The organism is Rubrivirga halophila (assembly GCF_046845755.1).
GTDB lineage: Bacteria > Bacteroidota > Rhodothermia > Rhodothermales > Rubricoccaceae > Rubrivirga.
The window spans coordinates 552,660-570,553 of record NZ_CP177357.1; the positions used below are offsets into that span (position 1 = coordinate 552,660).

At 73.6% G+C, this 17,894-nt stretch carries 12 protein-coding genes and 1 tRNA gene; 6 read left to right on the top strand and 7 right to left on the bottom strand.

Going from position 1 to position 17,894, the window contains the following annotated elements; genetic code table 11:
- Window positions 1-165 precede the first annotated feature (165 nt).
- Window positions 166-1,425 carry a nucleotide pyrophosphatase/phosphodiesterase family protein gene (locus ACLIRP_RS02315; RefSeq protein WP_412062344.1) on the top strand — a complete coding sequence of 420 codons (1,260 nt, stop codon included), beginning with the start codon at window positions 166-168 and terminating at the stop codon, window positions 1,423-1,425.
- On the opposite strand, the gene ACLIRP_RS02320 is transcribed toward ACLIRP_RS02315, so the two are convergent.
- Window positions 1,422-2,606 (bottom strand): dipeptidase, encoded by a 1,185-nt coding sequence (locus tag ACLIRP_RS02320; protein ID WP_412062345.1) that lies wholly within the window; start codon window positions 2,604-2,606, stop codon window positions 1,422-1,424. The two genes, ACLIRP_RS02315 and ACLIRP_RS02320, sit on opposite strands and share 4 nt — an antisense overlap.
- A 327-nt stretch (window positions 2,607-2,933) precedes the next feature.
- Here ACLIRP_RS02320 and ACLIRP_RS02325 point away from each other — a divergent pair, with 327 nt between their 5' ends.
- The gene (locus tag ACLIRP_RS02325) at window positions 2,934-4,439 is read left to right on the top strand and encodes a hypothetical protein (protein ID WP_412062346.1); all 1,506 of its coding nucleotides are present in this window, start codon (window positions 2,934-2,936) and stop codon (window positions 4,437-4,439) included.
- Here ACLIRP_RS02325 and ACLIRP_RS02330 read toward each other — a convergent pair whose 3' ends face one another.
- Both ACLIRP_RS02330 and ACLIRP_RS02335 read right to left on the bottom strand, forming a co-directional pair.
- A complete protein-coding gene (locus tag ACLIRP_RS02330; protein ID WP_412062347.1) occupies window positions 4,440-5,822 on the bottom strand; it encodes a thiamine pyrophosphate-dependent enzyme in 1,383 nt (460 codons plus the stop codon). It abuts the gene before it with no gap.
- A gap of 68 nt (window positions 5,823-5,890) precedes the next feature.
- Window positions 5,891-7,753 carry a 2-oxoacid:acceptor oxidoreductase subunit alpha gene (locus tag ACLIRP_RS02335; protein WP_412062348.1) on the bottom strand — a complete coding sequence of 621 codons (1,863 nt, stop codon included), beginning with the start codon at window positions 7,751-7,753 and terminating at the stop codon, window positions 5,891-5,893.
- Window positions 7,754-8,001: 248 nt separating this feature from the next.
- Here ACLIRP_RS02335 and ACLIRP_RS02340 point away from each other — a divergent pair, with 248 nt between their 5' ends.
- Entirely contained in the window at window positions 8,002-8,784 is a 783-nt protein-coding gene (locus ACLIRP_RS02340) for a BtpA/SgcQ family protein (RefSeq protein WP_412062349.1), read from the top strand.
- A gap of 30 nt (window positions 8,785-8,814) precedes the next feature.
- Here the strand turns inward: ACLIRP_RS02340 and ACLIRP_RS02345 are convergent, their stop codons facing one another.
- Complete coding sequence (locus tag ACLIRP_RS02345) at window positions 8,815-9,078, bottom strand: hypothetical protein (protein WP_412062350.1); 264 nt, start codon at window positions 9,076-9,078, stop codon at window positions 8,815-8,817.
- A 200-nt stretch (window positions 9,079-9,278) separates the two neighbouring features.
- Between ACLIRP_RS02345 and thyA the strand changes: the two genes are divergently transcribed.
- The gene (thyA, locus tag ACLIRP_RS02350) at window positions 9,279-10,205 is read left to right on the top strand and encodes a thymidylate synthase (protein WP_412062351.1); all 927 of its coding nucleotides are present in this window, start codon (window positions 9,279-9,281) and stop codon (window positions 10,203-10,205) included.
- A 126-nt stretch (window positions 10,206-10,331) separates the two neighbouring features.
- Window positions 10,332-10,877 (top strand): dihydrofolate reductase, encoded by a 546-nt coding sequence (locus ACLIRP_RS02355; RefSeq protein ID WP_412062352.1) that lies wholly within the window; start codon window positions 10,332-10,334, stop codon window positions 10,875-10,877.
- 97 nt (window positions 10,878-10,974) lie between these two features.
- On the opposite strand, the gene ACLIRP_RS02360 is transcribed toward ACLIRP_RS02355, so the two are convergent.
- Both ACLIRP_RS02360 and ACLIRP_RS02365 read right to left on the bottom strand, forming a co-directional pair.
- Window positions 10,975-11,223, bottom strand: coding sequence for a GIY-YIG nuclease family protein (locus ACLIRP_RS02360; protein WP_412062353.1), 249 nt, complete (start codon window positions 11,221-11,223; stop codon window positions 10,975-10,977).
- 47 nt (window positions 11,224-11,270) lie between these two features.
- Window positions 11,271-11,347: transfer RNA gene (locus tag ACLIRP_RS02365), tRNA-Pro, on the bottom strand.
- 211 nt (window positions 11,348-11,558) lie between these two features.
- Here ACLIRP_RS02365 and ACLIRP_RS02370 point away from each other — a divergent pair.
- Entirely contained in the window at window positions 11,559-15,962 is a 4,404-nt protein-coding gene (locus tag ACLIRP_RS02370) for a PAS domain-containing protein (protein ID WP_412062354.1), read from the top strand.
- Here ACLIRP_RS02370 and ACLIRP_RS02375 read toward each other — a convergent pair.
- Window positions 15,959-17,836, bottom strand: coding sequence for an AMP-dependent synthetase/ligase (locus ACLIRP_RS02375; protein ID WP_412062355.1), 1,878 nt, complete (start codon window positions 17,834-17,836; stop codon window positions 15,959-15,961). The genes ACLIRP_RS02370 and ACLIRP_RS02375 overlap by 4 nt on opposite strands.
- Window positions 17,837-17,894 lie beyond the last annotated feature (58 nt).

The following is a 17,894-nucleotide window of genomic DNA, read 5'->3' on the forward strand; positions in this document are numbered from 1 at the left end:
GCGTCCCCTCTCCCCTCGGGAGAGGGACAGGGTGAGGGTGTCGGGCGGTCGACAGCAGGGCTCCAGGGCGCTGCTTGCGTTGATCCCGGACTCGACTCACCTTGCGCTCCTGCGCTCCTGCGCTCCTGCGTCGCAACCTGCTCGCGCCCGTCCCGTCCCACCGCCATGCCGACCCGCCCCACGCTCCTCGCCGCCCTCGCCCTTTTGCTGGCGGTGTACGTCGGGCAAACGCTGGCGGGGTGCGCCGGCGCCGAGCCCACCCCGCCCCCGCAACCAGAGGCAGACCGCGCGCTCGTGCTCGTCTCCATCGACGGGTTCCGCTGGGACTACCTCGACCGCGGCTTGGACACGCCCGCCTTCGACTGGGTCGCCGAGGGCGCGCGCGCCGAGCGGCTCGTGCCCGTGTTTCCGACCAAGACGTTCCCCAACCACTACTCGCTGGTGACCGGGCTGCACCCCGAGGACCACGGGATCGTTGGCAACACGATGCGCGACCCCGAGCGCCTCGTCGACGGCGAGCCCGCACGGTTCTCGCTCTCGAACCGCCAAGCGGTCGCGGACGGCCGGTGGTGGGCGGGCGAGCCGATCTGGGTGACCGCCGAGCGCCAGGGCGTGGCGGCGGCGCCCGTGTTCTGGCCCGGGTCCGAGGCCGAGATCGGCGGCGTTCGCCCCAGCCGCTGGCTGCCCTACGACGGGTCGATGCCCTACGCCGCGCGCGCCGACCAGGCGCTCGAGTGGCTCGACGAGGGCGCCGGCTTCGTCACCTTCTACGTCGAGGCCGTCGACAACGCGGGGCACCGCCACGGGCCGGACGCGCCCGAGACCGCCGCCGCCATCGAGGAGGCCGACGCGGCGCTCGGGCACCTGCTCGACGGCCTGCGCCAGCGCGGCCGTCTCGACGCCACCGACATCGTCGTGGTCAGCGACCACGGCATGGTGCCGGTCTCGCGCGAGCGCGTCGTGCTCCTCGATGACGCCGTCGACTACGAAACCGTCGACGTGGACTGGGGCGAGGTCGTCGGCCTGTGGCCCGACGCCGGCGTCGACGTGGACGCGCTCATCGCGCACATCTCGGCGCTCCCGCACCTGACCGCGATGCGCAAGGCGGATGTGCCCGCCCGGCTGCACTACTCGGACCACGCCCGCATCCCGCCCGTCGTCGTGCTCGTCGACCCCGGCTGGACGGCCTCCTCGCAGACCTACCTCGACCGCAACCCGGACCGGCCGTCGGGCGGCGCGCACGGCTACGACAACGCCGAGCCCGGCTTGCACGGCATCCTGCTGGCGCGGGGCCCGCACCTCCGGACCGGCGCCATCGGCGCCGTCTCGACCGTCGACGTGTACAACGTGCTGGCGGGCGCGCTCGGCATCACGCCCGCCCCGAACAGCGGCGACCCGGCCGTCGCGGCGCGGCTGCTCCGCTAGGTGTCCTCGGCCTGGATCTCGGCGGCCACCCGCTCGGCCTCGCGCAGCACGCGGAGGACATTCCCGCCCAGGATCTTGCGGACGTCGGCGTCCGAGACCCCGCGCCGCAGGAGCCCGTGCGTGATCCACGGCAGGCGTGTCACGTCGTCGAGCCCGGTGGGCAGGCGCGGGACGCCGTCGAAGTCGCTCCCCAGCCCGACGTGGTTGGCACCCGCCACGCGCACGGCGTGCGCGATGTGGTCGAGCGCCGTCTCGACCGTCGCGCCCGGCCCGAGGTAGTCGGCGTAGAGGTTGATCATCGCCACACCCCCGTTTTCGGCAAGCGCCGCCAGCATCGCGTCGCTCGCGTTGCGGACGTGCGGGTGGACGGCGCGCGCCGACGAGTGGCTCAGGATCACCGGGGCTCGCGTCACGGCGAGCGCGTCGAAGAACGTGGAGTCGGAGACGTGCGACAGGTCGACGAGGACGCCCAGCCGGTTCATCTCGGCGACCAGTTCGCGGCCGGTCTCGTTGAGGCCGTTCCAGCGCGCCCGGTCGGTCGCCGCGTCGGCGAAGGCGTTCGTGTTCGAGTGCGTGAGCGTCACGTAGCGGACGCCGTTCGCCGCCAGCTGGCGCAACGTCTCGGGCGAGGCCTGGAGGGCGTGGCCGCCTTCGAGCCCGAGCAGGATGGCGGTCTGCCCCCGGCGCCGCGCCTCAATCATCCCGTCGGCGGTGCGGACGAGCGCGGCGTCGTCGCGGCCCGCGAGCTGGCGCTGGACCGCGTCGATCATCGCGAGCGCCAGGTCGGTCGCCGCCTGCCCCTCGCCGTAGCTGCGGGCGACGTAGATCGAGAAGAACGCGGCGTCGAGCCCGCCCTCGCGCATCCGGGGCAGGTCGAGGTGGTCGTCGGCGTGCCGCTCGCCGACGTCGTAGCTCCGGTCGAGCATCAGCGTCGGCGTGTCGACGTGGCCGTCAACGACGAGCGCGTCGTAGTGGAGGCGCAGGGCGCGAGCCCACAACGGGTCGCTTGCGACGAGCCGGGCGGCCTCGGCCGCGTCGAGCGCGACGGCGCCGCCGTCGGACGTGTCGACGGTGTCGGCGGCCACGAGGCGCGGCGGCTCCGTGGAAGGGGCGGGCGGTGGGGGAGGGCGCTCGCACGCGGCGAGCGCCAGCAGGGCGGCGGCGACGAGAATGGCGGGCATGGCCCGAGTCTACGCTGGGGCCATTCCGAGCGCCCCCGCTCAGCGCGTGGAGAGTCGCTCTATGATGTCGTGTCAGACCCGATGCCGATGTCGCCCGTCCGTCTCTGCTCCTCCGTGTGTCTCCTGCTCACGCTGGCGGCGGTCGCGCGGGCGCAGGCCGTGCCGGTAGGCACCTGCGAGCCGGGGACGGCCCGGACGGTGCTGGAGACCGCGTCCCTACAGGTCCCCCTCTGGAACCATCAGTCGCTGTTTTTAGACCGTACCGCTCCTTGGTCTAGCCCCCAGAGGCTCCGGTACCTCGTCCCGAAGGCGGGCGGGGTGTCGCCTGTGTTTAGTGCCGACCTCCTCCTTTCGGGGTTCGTCGAGGACTCGCTCCGAACGGCGGGCTGGCTCTACGGGCCGAGCAACCTGTGGCCCGGACCCCTCCCCGACGCCGACGCGCCGCCTACCGACTGCGTCGCGTTCGACCGGATCTGGACGGTCTCCCGCGCCGACATCGAGCGGTATTACGCAACCGGCGAGGCGACGGCTGACCTCACCGAGTGGCCCGCCCACCTCGGCGCCCCGGTGCTCGACGGCGACGGGATCCCGGACAACTACGACCTCGCCGCAGGCGACCAGCCCGACCTCCTGGGTGACGTGGCGGCGTGGTGGGTGATGAACGATGCCGGCAACACGCACGACCTTGGAGGGAGCGTCCGAGGGACCGCGCCGCTCGGCGTCGAGGTCCGCGTGCTCGCGTTTGCGTTCGAGACGTCCCCGTTCCCCGGCGTCCCGCTGGACCCGCTCCGCCTCGCCTCGTTCGTCCAGTTCGATGTCGTCAACCGGCGGAGCACCCCGTTGGACAGCCTCCGGCTGAGCCTGTACGTCGACGCCGACATCGGCAACCCCAACGACGACTACGCTGGGGTCGACACGCTCCGGCACCTCGTCTACACATACAACGGGCAGGCCGTGGACGCGGACAACGGGGCGTACGACCCCGGGTACGGGCCGGCTCCGCCCGCGTGGGGCGTCCAGATGTTGCGTGGGCCCGTCGCCCTGCCCAACGGCCGAGACGACGACTACGACGGGGCCATCGACGAGCCCGGCGAACGCGCACGGCTGGCAACGGCCCCCCTCATGGAAGACGACTACGGGACGGGCAGCCCGTTCCACCCGGTGCAGGTGTACAACGTGCAGCGCGGGCTCACCGTGAGGGGGGAGGCGCTCAGGGGGCATGGCGTGGGGTACCCCTGCTACAGCCTGGCGTGTGAGCGCGCGCCAGCCACCGTCTTCGGGTTCACTGGCGACCCGGCCGAGCACGCGTTTTGGTCGGAGCTCAACGCCGACGGCCAGGGGACCGCCATGATCCCCGGCGACCGCCCGTCGATCGCGACGACGGGCCCGGCCCGTCTAGCCCCAGGCGAACGCGCCACGGTCCTGGTGGCTTTCCCGTTCGCCCGAGGGCCGGACTACCTCGCCTCCGTGTCGGCGCTGCGGGCGGTGGCGGCCGGGTTGCTCGCCGCCTTCGGCGACGGTGTCCCGTCCCGCCGCGTGGAGGGCCCACCGGCCCCGCCGGTGCCGATCGTGCGGGGCATCTCCGCCGTCCGCCCCAACCCCGGCGCCGGTGGCCAAGCGGCCCTGCTCGCGCTCCCCGGTGCCGCCTTCGTCGAGGCCGTCGTGATCGATGCCCTCGGCCGCCGCGTCGCCGTGGTCGCCCGCGGGGCGTGGGCGCCGGGCGAGCACCGGCTGGCGGTCCCCGACGGGCTCCCGCCCGGGGCCTACGTGCTCCGCGTGGCCGTCGAGCGCGGCCAGCCGGCGAGCGTGCCGTTCACCGTCGTCGGCCGCTGACTACTCGATGGTCCACGTGTCGCCGGACGCCAGCAACTCGGCCAGCTGGCCTGGGCCCTTCCGCTGGCGGACCTCCTCGACCTGCGCGTTCAGCATCGCGTCGTACGTCGGCCGGTCCTCCTGATAGAGCACGCCGAAGGGGCGCGGGAGGTCGGCGCTCCAGAACGTCTGGTCGGCGACCAAGAGCGCGAGCCCCTTGTCGGTCGAGTCGTAGACGAGGCAGTCGTCGGCGGTGCGGTCGCCGTCGAGATCAACCGCGCGCAACGTCAGGCCGTCGAGGACCAAGCCCTTCGTGCCGTTCGCGAACGTCATCGGCTGGCCGTCCTCGACCATCACCGTCCGCAGCGCCTTCGTGTCGCGCTCGGTGAACTCGAAAAAGGCGCCGTCGTTGAAGATGTTGCAGTTCTGGTAGATCTCGATAAACGAGGTGCCCCGGTGGGCGTGGCCCGCCTTGAGCACCGCCTGCATGTGCTTGGGGTCGCGGTCGAGCGTCCGCGCCACGAACGAGCCGTCGGAGCCCAGCGCGAGGGCGGCCGGGTTGAACGGGTGGTCGAGCGAGCCGTACGGGCTCGACTTGGTGACCTTCCCGACCTCGGACGTCGGCGAGTACTGGCCCTTCGTGAGCCCGTAGATCTGGTTGTTAAAGAGCAGCACCTGGAGATCGACGTTGCGGCGCAGCATGTGCGCCGTGTGCCCGGCACCGATGCTCAGCGCGTCGCCGTCGCCGGTGACGACCCACACGTCGAGCTCGGGGCGCGTCGACTTGAGACCGGTCGCCACGGCCGGCGCGCGGCCGTGGATGCTGTGGAAGCCGTACGTGTTCATGTAGTACGGGAAGCGCGACGAGCACCCGATCCCGGAGATGAACACGACGTTCTCCCGCGTCTCGGCGAGGTCGGGGAGGGCGCGCTGGACGGCCGCGAGCACGGCGTAGTCGCCACACCCAGGGCACCACCGCACGTCGGAGCCCGAGACGAAGTCCTTGCGCGAGAGCACGGGGAGCCCGAGCGCCGCGCCGTCGCCCTCGGGGTCGACGGTCCGCGCGGTCGGGGGCACGGCGGGGCGCTTGGCGCCGGGCGGCCGGGCGGGCTTGCGGACCGGTGGGCGCTTCGGGCCACCCGGCGGCGGACCGGCGGGCTTGGCGCCAGCAGGTGTGGGCCCCGACGGTTTGGCGCCAGCGGGCTGGGGCGGACGGCCCGTGTCGGGCGCGTCCTCCGGGATCGGCGGCCGGGCGGGCTCGCCGTCGGTCGCGGGCTGCGCGGGGGCGTCGACCGGCTTCCGCGTGCCGGCGGGCTCGGGCGTGTCGGGGCGGGCGCCCTCGGCGCCACGGGGCTGGGGCGGCGTGCCACCGGGCCGCGCGGCCGAGTCGTCGGGGAGGGGCATGGCGAGTGATGGGTGAGGAGGGAAGGGTGATGAGTGGGAAACGGGTGGGGCAGAGGGCCCATCACCCATTACCCGTCACTCATCACCCCCCGAATGGCGGCCTCGACTTCGCGGGCGGTGAACGGGATGCCCTGGACCTTGCTCAGGCCCTGGGCCGGAACGAGGAAGCGGTCGCGCAGGACGCGGACGAGCTGGCCGCCGTTGAGCTCGGGCACGAGCACGTGCTGGAAGCGGCCGAGCACGTCGCCCAGGCTGGGCGGCAGCGGGTTCAGCCAGCGGAGGTGGACGTGGCCGACCGCGAGACCACTGTCGCGAGCGCTCGCGACGGCCTTTTTGAGCGCGCCGTACGTCGAGCCCCAGCCGATCACGAGCACGTCGCCCGAGGCGTCGCCCTCGACCTCCAGGTCCGGGAACGCGTCGGCGATGCGGGCCACTTTTTGGGCGCGCGTCTCCGTCATCCGCTGGTGGTTCCCGGGGTCGTAGCTGACGCCGCCCGTCCGGGCGTCCTTCTCGAGCCCGCCGATGCGGTGCTCCAGCCCGGCCGTGCCGGGCTTCGCCCACCCGCGCGCGAGCGTGGCCTCGTCGCGGACGTACGGCAGGAACGCGCCGTCGTCGAGCGCGGCCGTCTCGGGCGTGGCGAACGAGACCTGGATGTCGGGGAGCGCGTCGGCGTCGGGGAGCTTCCAGGGCTCCGACCCGTTGCCGAGGTAGCCGTCGGACAAGAGCACGACGGGCGTCATGTACTCGAGCGCGATCCGGGCGGCGTGGAAGGCGGCGAGGAAGCACTCGCCGGGCGTCTTCGGGGCCAGCACGGGCGTCGGCGCGTCGCCGTTGCGGCCGTAGAGCGCCATCAGCAGGTCCGACTGCTCGGTCTTGGTGGGCATCCCCGTGCTCGGGCCGGCGCGCTGCACGTCGATCACGACGAGCGGGAGCTCGACCATCGTCGCGAGCCCGATGAACTCGCCCTTGAGCGCCATCCCCGGCCCGGACGTCGCCGTGACGCCCAACGCTCCGCCGAAGCTGGCGCCGATCGCCGACCCGACTGCGGCGATCTCGTCCTCGGCCTGGAAGGTCTTGACGCCGTACGCCTTGTACTTCGCGAGCGCGTGGAGCAGGTCCGAGGCGGGCGTGATGGGATACGTGCCGTAGAACAGGTCGAGCCCGCTCTTCTGGCCGGCAGCGACCAAGCCCAGCGCGAGGGCCTCGTTCCCGGTAATGGCGCGGTACGTGCCCGGCGGCAAGTCAGCCGGGGCGACTTCGTAGCGGGCGACGAAGCTCTCGGAGATGTCGCCGTAGTGGTAGCCCTTGTCGAGCGCGCGGCGGTTGGCGTCGCGGATGTCGGGGACGGCCGCGAACTTCTCGGCGATCCAGGCCCGGGCCGGCTCAATCGGCCGCGTGTACATCCACAGCGCCAGCCCGAGCGCGAACATGTTTTTGGCCCGGTCGATCTCCTGCTTGCTCAGGCCGGACTCCGCCAGCGCCTCGTGCGTCAGGCGCGTCAGCTCCACGTCGTGGCGCTCGTAGCCGTCGAGCGTCCCGTCGTCGAGCGGGCTCGCGTCGTAGCCCGCCAGCGACAGGTCGCGCGCGCCGAACGCATTCGTGTTGACGAGCACGGCGCCGCCGGCCCGGACGCGCGGGAGGTGGACCTTGAGCGCGGCCGGGTTCATCGCCACCAGCAGGTCGACCTCGTCGCCGGGCGTGAGCACGGCCTGGCTCCCAAAGTGGAGCTGGAAGCCGGAGACGCCGTAGAGCGTCCCCGCGGGCGCCCGGATCTCGGCCGGGAAGTCGGGCAGCGTCGCGAGGTCGTTGCGGGCGTGCGCGGTCGCCAGCGTGAACTGGCTGCCGGTCAGCTGCATCCCGTCACCGGAGTCCCCGGCGAACAGCACGACGACATCGTCGAGGGCGTGGGTGGGGATCGGGGAGTCGGTCATGGCGGCGGGTACGCGCGGCGGGTGCCCGTGATTCGGGGGCGGGCGGTACGTCGCAGGGGCGTCGCGGCACCCGCGAGCGGGCCTTTTCATGTGACCTGTGCAGCCGACGGCCGGCCGGGTCGGGCGCCTGTGCCCCCCAAGGAAGGGTGCCCACGCCCGACCGCGCGCACCGGCCGCCGGTATTCATGGAACAGCGGGCGCGTCGCGGCCGGTTAGACCTGTCCCGCCCCGGCGCTCGCCGCCGCCCCATGTCCGACCTCGTCCGCGACCTGTTCACCCGTCCGAAGCCCGTGGTCGCCGTGATCCACGCCGGTCCGTCGCCGGGCGTCCCCGGCTTCCGGAGCGTCCGCGCGGCCGTCGACCGGGCGGTCGCCGAGGCGCGGCTGCTGGTGGAGCTGGGCGTCGACGGGCTGCTCGTCGAAAACGCCCACGACGCGCCTGCCCTCGACGACGAAGAGACCGGCCCGGAAGTCGTGGCCTACATGACGCGGATCGCCGTGGCCGTCCGGCGCAACGCGGACCGGCTGCCCGTCGGGGTCCGCGTGCTGCGCGCCGACCGCGCCGCGCTGGCGGTGGCCCTCGGGGCCGGCTGCCACTTCGTCCGCGTCGACGGCTGGGCGAAGGACCCCACGCACGCCGCGCGCTTCCACCGCTACCGCGAGTCGCTCGACGCCTCGCCGATCCCCGTCTTGGCCGACATTCGGCCCTCTGGTCCCGACGACGTCGCCGGTCTGGTGACCGCCGCCGAGGCGGCCCGGCCGGACGGCCTGATCATCCTGGGCCCCGCCGTCGGCGAGCCGTCGACGCCCGAAGCGGTCGAGGCGGCGTGCCGGACCGCCTCGCTCCCGCTCTTCTGCGGCGGCGGCCTCGACGGCACCAACCTGCTCGACTACGTCGACGCGGCCGACGGCTTCCTCGTGGGCTCCGGCCTCAAGGAGGAGCGCCGGTGGCAGGCGCCGGTTTGCGAGCCGTTCGTCCGCCAACTCGTCGGGGCGGTCGAGTACGTGCGCGGGCAGGAGGTCCGGCAGTAGCGCAAGCGGACGTTGGACCGGCGGGGCCGCCTACCCGGCCTGCACGTGGATGAGCGTCCCGTCCGTGGCCGTCAGCTGGATCTCGGCGCCGTCGTCGCTGAGCCGGTAGCTCGCGATGGCGTCGGGGAAGACCTCGGGCGGGGTGCCCATGTGGAAAAAGGCGTCGGCGACGACGCCCCAGTCTTCGGGCGTCAGCGCGACCGTCGCCTCGCCGTCGGCAGCGACGTAGGGGTAGTACGCGAGCACCTTGTTGAGGTGGTTGATCGCCTGCTTGACGTGGAGGCCGGGGTCCATGGCGGGGGAGGAGAGGAGGGCGGGGGCACGAGGCCGTCCGGGGAAAGATCCGACCGCGCCGGCCGCCGGTGGTGGATACCCTGTGGGGAACGAGCGGTGCCGACGGCTGGCGCTCCCCCCCAACGCTCGGCATCTTGCGACCGACGACCGACGACCGACGACCGACGACCGACGACCGACGACCGACCCTGAGCCCGAAGATGACCGAGACCGCCGCCCCCACGACCACCTCTGCCGAACAGGCCTACCTCGGCGTCGTCGAGCGCGTGCTGGCGACCGGCGTCCGCAAGACGAACCGGACGGGCACGGACACCATTGCCAGCTTCGCCGAGCACTACAGCGTCGACCTCGCCCAGGGCTACCCGCTGCTGACGACCAAGAAGGTCTACTTCGGATCGATGCTCCGCGAGGTCCTGTGGTACTTGTCCGGCGCCGATCACATCCGCGAGCTCCGGCGCCACACCAAGATCTGGGACGCCTGGGCCGACGACGAGGGCAGGCTGCAAACCGCGTACGGTCGGTTCTGGCGCCGTTTTCCGGTCCCCGCCGCCGGCGTCGCGCTCGGCGACGAGGCCTGGGTCGGCGCCGACCACGCGCGCGTCCGCCGCGAGGCCGACGGGTCGCTGTCGTTCGATCAGCTCGGCCACGTGCTCGACCTCTTGCGCACGAATCCGATGAGCCGCCGGATGGTCGTCAGCGCGTGGCACCCGGCGAATGCGGCCGTCAGCCGCTTGCCGCCGTGCCACTACACGTTCTGCTTCCAGGTCACGCCCGCCGACGACGGCCCGGGCCGCCTCAACTGCCACCTCACGCAGCGCTCGGCCGACCTCGCGCTCGGCGTGCCCTTCAACCTCGCCTGCTACGCGCTCTTGACGCGCCTGCTCGCGGACGCCGCGGGCCTGCGCGTCGGCCGCTTCGCGCACACGCTCGTCGACGCCCACATCTACGTCGACCACGTCGACGGCCTGCGCGAGCAGCTCGCGCGCACGCCGACGCCCGCGCCCCGGCTCCACATCGCGCCCGGTCCCGACGGCGCGCCCCGCGGCCTCGACGACGTCGCCTTCGAGGACGTGACGCTGGAGGGCTACGACCCCCAGCCCGCCATCCGTTTTCCCGTCGCCGTGTAGCTCTCTCTACTCGCGGGAACGGGGCACTGGGAAAAAGGAACGAGCAGAGCGCCCCGTCGGGGCGTGGGCGCTCAGCGACGGACATCTTCCCCGTCCCCCGTCCCCCGTCCCCCGTCCCCCGTCCCCATGCCCGAGATCGTCGTCATCGCCGCCGTCGCCGAGGCGCCCGGAACGCCGGGCGACCGGCTCATCGGCGACGGGATGGAGCTGCCGTGGCACCTCCCGGCCGACCTCCAGCGCTTCAAGGCGCTCACCACGGGCTGGCCGCTCGTGATGGGGCGGAAGACGTTTGAGAGCCTGCTCCACCAGTTTGGCCGCCCGCTCCCGAACCGCGAGAACGTCGTGCTCACGCGCTCGGCCAGCCGCGTCGACCACCCCGGCATCCACGTCTACTCCGGGCTCGACCCCGTGCTGGAGGCGTTCGCCGACCGCGAGCGGCTCTTCATCGGCGGCGGCGCCAGCCTGTACGCGGCCGCCCTCGACGGCCCGGAGCCGCTGGCGGACCGGCTCGAACTGACGTTCGTCGAGGGCACCTTCACCGGCGACACCTACTTCCCGGCGTACCGCCACCTCGTCGGCGACGACGGTCCCTACCGGCGGGCGGCGAGCGAGCCGCACCCGGCCGACGGCGACCGCCCCGCGTTCCGGTTCGACACCTTCGTGCGGCGGTAGTCCAAGCAAAAGCGGCCCTCTCGCCTCGGCGAGAGGGCCGCTGTCTAGTCGGGATGGCGGGATTCGAACCCACGACCTTCCCGCTCCGCGGGACGCGCTACCACGAGGCCGCCGTCTCCAATACACGCCGTGGGGATTTGAGCGCTTTCAGCGCTCGCTCCGTTCGGACCGCCTCGGCGCGTGACTCAAAGGGGCGGGAGGCCACGAGAGCCCAGGGCCCTCGGCTGCGAGTCGACGGCGTGTGCCCGGACCGGTGCTCATGGAGGCGGCGGTCGAGGTCGGCCGTCTGGCCAACGTAGAGCCGCCCTGTGCGCTCGGAGCGGAGAACGTAGACGTGACAGACCATCCCTCAAACAAAAGCGGCCCCCTCGCCGAAGCAAGAGGGCCACTCTCTGGTCGGGATGGCGGGATTCGAACCCACGACCTCCTCGTCCCGAACGAGGCGCGCTACCGGGCTGCGCTACATCCCGAGCTCCAACGGAAACCGCTGGCGGGACCCGAAGCTACGACGGCGGCGGCGGCACATCGCGCGAGGGTGCGGTGAAGCGCCCGAGAACCCGGAGGCCCTCGGCGCCGACGGCCCGCGGCGCCCGCTCGGATATGGGGCCGCCCCCCTTAGCACACCGGGAGGATCCTCGATACTCTGGGACGCCCCGCCGCTCGTTCCGCCTCGACGCCTCCATGGCCCCGACCGACCCCTTTCGCCTCTTCGTCGAGAGTTCGCCGACGCCCAAGGCCCTGTTCGACCGGCAGATGCGGTTCCTGGCGCACAGCCCGTCGTGGGGGGCGGACGTCGGGATCGAGCCGGGCACGCCCCTCCTCGGGCGGACCATCTACGAGGTGCACCCCCACGTCGAGCCGGAGTGGCGTCCGGTCTACGAGCGGTGCCTGCGCGGCGACAGCGAGCGGATGGACGCCGCGCCGATTGACGGGCCGACGGGGCGCAAGTGGGTCCGCTACGCCATCCAGCCGTGGCACGCGGCGCCGGGCGAGGTCGGGGGGCTGGTCATCGAGGCGGAGGACCTGACCGAGGAGGTCGCGACCGTCCACAAGCTCGGTCAGGACTCGCTGCTCCTCGACGCCGCGCTCGCGAGCGCGCCCGTGTTGGTGTTCGCCTTCGACGCCGAGGGGCGCATCACGCTCCGGCGCGGCCGCGTGCTCGACGCCGTCGGCAGCGGCCCCGACGAGTTCATCGGCGACCGCGTCGTCGACCGGTTCCGGGGCGACGACACGATCGCCGACGGGGTGGCCCGCGTGCTGGCGGGCGAGACCGTCCACTGGACGCTCACGGTCGCCGGGCGCGTGCTCGAAACGACCGTCGCGCCCCTGCTCGGCCCCGGCGACCGGGTCGAGGGCGGGATCGGCGTGGCGGTCGACGCTACGGCCCGGGTCGCCGCCGACACCGACCGCCAGCAGCGCGAGGCGCTCTTCGAGGCCGTCGGCGAAGCCGACGCCGTCGTGTGGGCGTTCGACGCCGACGCCCGGGTGACGCTGATGCGCGGCCGGCCGCTCGACGCCATCGGCATCGAGCCGGAGCGGGTGATCGGCGAGCGCGTCGATGTCCTCTACGCCGACTACCCCGAAATCCTGGACGGGCTCGCGCGCGTGCTCGCCGGCGAGCCGGCCGCGTGGGCCGTCGGGTTCGCCGACCATCGGTTCGAGACGTCCGCCCGGCCCATCGTGGACGACGACGGCGCCGTCACAGGCGGCGTCGCCATCAGCCTCGACGTCACCGAGCGCCACGCCGCCGACGCGGCCGCCGCCGAGCGCGAGCACCTGCTCGACACCGCGCTCTCGGGCGCGCCGATGGTCCTTTACGCCTTCGACGCCGCGGGCACCATCACCACCAGCCGGGGGCGGGGCTTGCGCGCGTTGGGCCTGGAGGACGACGAGACGGTCGGGGCTTCCATCTGGGACTTTATCCCGCCCGAGGAGCGCCCCGGCCACCCGTTCCACGACGTCCTCGCGGGCTCCCCTCAGTCCTGGACCGCCGACTACGGCGAGCACGTGATGGAGACGACGGTCGTCCCCATGGCGGGCGGCGGCGCCGTGGCGGTGTCGAACCTGGTGACCGAGCGCGTCCGCGCCGAGGAGCGGGCGGCGACCCAGGCCGCCCACCTCCGGCGCCTGCTCGCGACGACCTCCGTCGACGGGCCCCTCGGCGAGCGCGCCGGGGCCGTCCTGCGCGAGATGACGGACATGCTGGGCTTGCAGACCGGCGTGCTGGCGACCCTCGCCGATGGGCACTGCACCCTCCTTGCGAGCCACGAAGCTGAGGGCGAGCCGCTGGCGGTCGGCACGACGCGGCCCATCGGGCAGACGTACGGCGCCCTGCCCGTCGCCTCGGCCGCGCTCGTCGCCATCCCCGACCTCGTCGCGAGCGGGCTCGATCCGGCCGGCCGACTCCCCGAGGGGCTCCAGTCCTACGTCGGTGCGCCGGTCGTGGTCGACGGGGCGATCGCGGGCGTGCTCAGCTTCTGGGCGACCCACCCCACGGCTCCCTTTTCGGAGGCCGACCAGGACCTGGTCCGGCTCGCCGCGCTGTGGGCCGGGGCGCTGCTCGAACGGGACCTCCGCCAGCGCGAGTCCGAGGCGGACGTCGCGCGCATCGAGGCGCTCGCGGACGCCTTCGCGCTGCGCTCGGCCGACGACGTCGGCAAGGTCGGCGAGGTCCTCGAGACGCTGCGCGCCCAGCTCGGCCTCAAGACCGGCTTCTTCAGCCGGATCGACGAGGATGAGAACCGCCTCCAGGTGGTCGCGTGCGCGGCGCCGGAGGGCACCGAGCTGACGCCCGGCGACGTGTTCCCCCTCGACGCGACGTACGCGGACATCGTGTACGCGGCCAACGAGGAAGTGGTCGCCATCGACGAGATGTCGTCCTCGGAGCACTCCCGCCACCCGAGCTGGCAGAACTTCGGCCTCGAGGCGCACATCGGCGCGCCGGTCGTCGTCGACGGCGAGCGGTACGGGACGATCAACTTCTCGGCGACCGAGGCCCGGCCCCGCGGGTTCTCCGCCGCCGACCGCCAGCTCGTCCGGCTGGCGGCGCGCTGGGTGGGCGGCGTCGTCGAGCGGGACTTGCGCCAGCACCGGCTCGACGGGGCCGAGCGCCGCTACCAGGCCATCTTCCACTCGCAGTACCAGTTCCAGGGCCTCCTGACGCCGGACGGCACGCTCGTCGAGATCAACGACGTGGCGGTCGAGTTCTCTGGCATCCCGCGCGATGCGCTCGTGGGTCGCAAGTTCTGGGAGAGCCCCGTGTGGGACACCTCCGCTGACGCACGCCGGATGCTTCGCGACGCCATCGTCGAGGCCGCCGCCGGCGCCTTCGTCCGCTACACCGCCGAGGTGCGCGGCGCCGACGGGGCGATCGTCCCGGTCGATTTCTCGATCAAGCCGGTCCGCGACGAGGCGGGCGACGTGGTGCTGCTGATCCCCGAGGGCCGCATCATCACCGAAATGGTCGAGGCCGAGACGCGGCTGCGGGAGACGGTGGTGGCACTCGCCGAGGCCCGGGACCAGGCCGAGGTCGCCAACCGGGCCAAGAGCGCCTTCCTGGCCTCGATGAGCCACGAGATCCGGACGCCGATGAACGCCGTGATCGGGTTCGGCGAGCTGCTCTCGATGACCCCGCTCGACGGCGTGCAGCGCGAGTACGTCGGCACGATGCAGCGGGCGGGCGAGCGGTTGCTCTCGCTGATCGACGACATCCTGGACTTCTCGAAGATCGAGGCCGGCCGCATCGAGCTCGACGAGACGCCGGTCTCGCTCGAGACCGTCGTGGCGCGCGTGCTCGACGAGGCGTCGCCGGGCGCCGGGGCCAAGGGGATCGAACTGGGCTACACCGTCGACCCGGCCGTGCCCGCGCGCGTCCTGGCCGACGAGAAGCGGCTCCACCAGGTGGTGGCCAACTTGGTCTCGAACGCCGTCAAGTTCACGGCCTCGGGCGCCGTCGACGTGGCCGTCGGGCGGGCGGCCGCCGTCGAGGGGCGCGCGGCGCCCGCCGACGCGGTGTGGCTGGCGATCGCGGTGCGCGACACCGGGATCGGGATCGCGCCCGACCGGCTGGCGGCCATCTTCGACCCGTTCGTCCAGGCCGACGCCTCGATGACGCGCGCGTACGGCGGGACCGGGCTCGGGCTGTCGATCACGCGGCGGTTCGTGGAGCGGATGGGGGGGGCGCTGGACGTGGAGAGCACGCCGGGTGAGGGGAGCCGCTTCCAGGTCCGCCTGCCGCTGGCGCCCGCCGGCGCGGCGGGGACGCCCCGGGGCGCGTCGGCGCTCACCGGGCGACGCGCGCTCGTCGTGGGCTCCGACGAGGCGGCCCGGGGCGCGCTGGTGGCCCGGCTCGGCCGCTGGGGCCTGGACGTGGCCGCGACGGCCGACCCGGCCGAGGCGCTGGGCTGGATCCGGGCCGGGGCGCCGTTCGACATCGGCGTGCTCGACCTCGAGGTGCCCGCGCTCGACGGGCTCGCGCTGGCGGAGGCGATCCGCGAGCACTGCCCGCCGGCCGACCTCCCGCTCGTCGTCCTGTCGTCGGAGACGCCGCTCCGCCACGCCCCCGACGTGGTCGCGGCGACGGTCGCCAAGCCGATCACCGCGTCGGCGATGCACAGCGTGCTCCGCCGCGTCCTCGCGTACCGACCGCCGGCTGGCGCCGGGGCCGAGGAGGAGCCCCCGGCCCTCGCCGCGGGGCCGCCGGTGGCGCCCGCCCAGCCCGCCCTGCGCATCCTGCTGGCGGAGGACGAGCCCGACAACCAGGCCCTCGCCCTCCAGATGCTCGGCGCGCTCGGCCACCGGGTCGACGTCGCCGTCGACGGCGAGGACGCGCTCGCGCGGGTCCACGCGACGCCGTACGACGTGGTGCTGATGGACGTCATGATGCCCGGGCTCGACGGGCTCGAGGCCACGCGCCGGCTCCGGCAGGAGCTCCCCCCGGACCGCCAGCCCCGCGTGGTCGCGCTGACGGCGCGGGCGCTCCGCCGCGACCGCGAGGCCTGCCTCGCCGCGGGCATGGACGGCTACCTCACCAAGCCCGTCCGCATCGGCGCCCTGGCCGACGCGCTCCGCGCGCCCGACGCCTAGCGCGCCTCGTACATCGTCTCGACGAGGTCCCCGAACCGCTCCTCGATGAGCGCGCGCTTCAGCTTCATCGTCGGCGTCAGCAGGCCGTTGTCGGTCGTGAACGGCTCGGGCGCGAAGCGGAACGCCCGGACGCGCTCGTGGCTGGGGACCGTCTGGCCGTGCGCGCGGAGGACGGCGTCGAGGTGGGCGGTCACCGACGGCTCCGCGAGCAGGTCGCCGCGCGTGGTGGCGGGCCGCCCCTCGGCCTGGGCGTGTAGGCGCATCGCCTCGAGGTCGGGCACGACGAGCGCCGTGAGGTGCGGGCGCCCCTCGCCGACCACCATCACCTGCTCCACGAACGGGTCGCGCGCGAGCGCCGCCTCGATCGGGCCGGGATACACGTTCTTGCCGCCGGCCGAGACGATCATGTGCTTGATGCGGTCGGTGATCCGCAGGTAGCCCCCCTCGAACCGACCCACGTCGCCCGTCCGGAACCAGCCGTCGCCGTCGAAGGCGGCCGCCGACTCGGCGGGGCGCTGCCAGTACCCGGGCATCACGCCCGGGCCCCGGGCCAGGATCTCGCCCGGGCCCGTCGTCAGGTCGAGCGGGTAGTCGTCGCCGTCCGCCTCGGCCAGGATCCGGCCCGTGTCGAGGTCGCGGATCGCCAGCGTCGTGCCGGGCATCACCCAGCCGACGGTTCCGTAGACCGGCGCGTCGACGGGGTTGGCGGCCAGGATCGGGGCGGTCTCGCTGAGCCCGTAGCCCTCAATGAGCGGCACGCCGGCCGCTGCGAAGAACGTCCCGATCTCTTGGGGCAGCGCCGCGCCCCCCGAGATCGCGAAGCGGACGCGCCCGCCCAGCTTGGCGTGGAGCCCGGAGAAGACGGCCCGCTGCGCGAGCGCGTGCTGCGCCCGCACGTGCGGCGGCACCCACCGCCCGGCGGCCCGCCGCTCCGCGACGGCCTCGCCGACCCCGACCGCCCACGCGAACAGCCCGCGCTTGATCGGCGAGCCCTCGGCGACCGACCGCTGGATCGTCGTGTAGATCCGCTCGAACAGGCGGGGGACCGACACCATCACCGTCGGCGACACCTCGGGCAGGTTTTTTGAGATGGCGTCGACGGACTCGGCGTAGACGATCTGGGCGCCGGCCGCCAGCAGCGTCGTGTACCCGGCCGTCCGTTCAAAGGCGTGGCTGAGCGGCAGGAACGACAGGTGCACGTCGGTCTCGTCGACGGGGACGCGCGCGAGCGCGGCGTGCGCGTTCGACATCAGGTTGCGGTGCGTCATCACGACGCCCTTGGGCTCGCCGGTCGTGCCCGAGGTGTAGATCAGCGCCGAGGCGTCGTCCGGCGTGACGGCGGCCGCGAGCGCGTCGAGGTCGAGCGACTGCCGGGCCCCCTCGGCGAGCGCGTCCGCCCACGTCGTGATGGGCGTCTCGGGGCGGGCCTTGCGTGGCTCGGCCATCGACACGACGGCCGTCAGCTCGGGGCAGTCGGGGAAGGCCCGGTCGGCCTTGCGGAGCTGGAGCCCCGTCGAGACGACGAGCACCTTGGCCCCGCTGTCGGCCAGAATCGTGGCCACGCCCGAGGCGGGCGTGCTCGTGTACAGGGCGACGGTCGCCGCGCCCAGGACCTGAGTCGCCAGGTCCGTCACAGCCCATTCGGGCCGGTTCTCGCTCAGGATCGCCACCCGGTCGCCGGTGCGGACGCCCCGCGCGTGCAAGAAGCCTGCGAACGCCTCGACCTCGGCGGACAGCTCGTCCCACGTGATGTCGGTCCACGCTTTCGTGGCCTTGTCCTTGTAGCCGAGCGCCGCCTTGCCGGTCCCGGCGTAGTGGGCGGCGAGGCGCCGGGCGAGCTGGGCGGCAGTGTCGAAGGGGACGACGGCGGGCATGGGCGGGGCGGGGGCAGATCCCCGCAAGCCTACGCACGGGAGAGGCCGGGGTCCCGAG